Source organism: bacterium (assembly GCA_020440705.1).
In the GTDB taxonomy this organism is placed as follows: Bacteria; Krumholzibacteriota; Krumholzibacteriia; order LZORAL124-64-63; family LZORAL124-64-63; genus JAGRNP01.
Genome location: JAGRNP010000349.1, coordinates 1 through 571, shown reverse-complemented (window position 1 = coordinate 571; position 571 = coordinate 1). Strand labels below are relative to the sequence as shown.

The 571-nt window shown below is 74.4% G+C and carries 1 protein-coding gene; it reads left to right on the top strand.

Translation table 11 applies throughout. From position 1 onward, the window contains the following. Positions 1 to 148 precede the first annotated feature (148 nt). The coding region (locus KDM41_18730) for an arsenate reductase ArsC (GenBank protein ID MCB1185460.1) at positions 149 to 571 on the top strand (423 nt) is incomplete at its 3' end.

Genomic DNA, 571 nt, shown 5'->3' with positions numbered 1-571 from the left:
AGGGCCACGAACACGTGGCTGCGCGCCATGAGCACGTCCTTCCGTGCGGTCGCCGGCTGGAGGGTCGCTCGCGACCGCGCTCGTCGCAAGCACCCGTAGGGCGTGCGGCGGACCGCGGTGCGTGCGACCCTCGGCCGACGGAGGTCCGGTGAGGAAGCTGCGGATCCTGTTCCTGTGCACGGGGAACTCGTGCCGCTCGCAAATGGCCGAGGGCTGGGCGCGCGCGCTCCGGGGCGACGTGCTCGAGCCGGTCTCCGCGGGGATCGAGCGTCACGGGCTCAACCCGCGGGCCGTTCAGGTCATGGCCGAGGCGGGCGTCGACATCAGCGAGCACGTGAGCAAGACGCTGGCGGACCTCGGCGACGTCGCGCTCGACTGGGTCGTCACCGTGTGCGGGCACGCGGACGAGACGTGCCCGGTCTTTCCGCCCGGGGTCGCGCGCCGGCACGTGCCCTTCGACGATCCGCCGCGCCTGGCCGCAGGCGAGACCGACCCCGAGCGCGCGCTCGCGCCCTACCGCCGGGTGCGGGACGAGCTCCGGGCCTGGGTCGAGACCCTGCCGGAGAGCCTG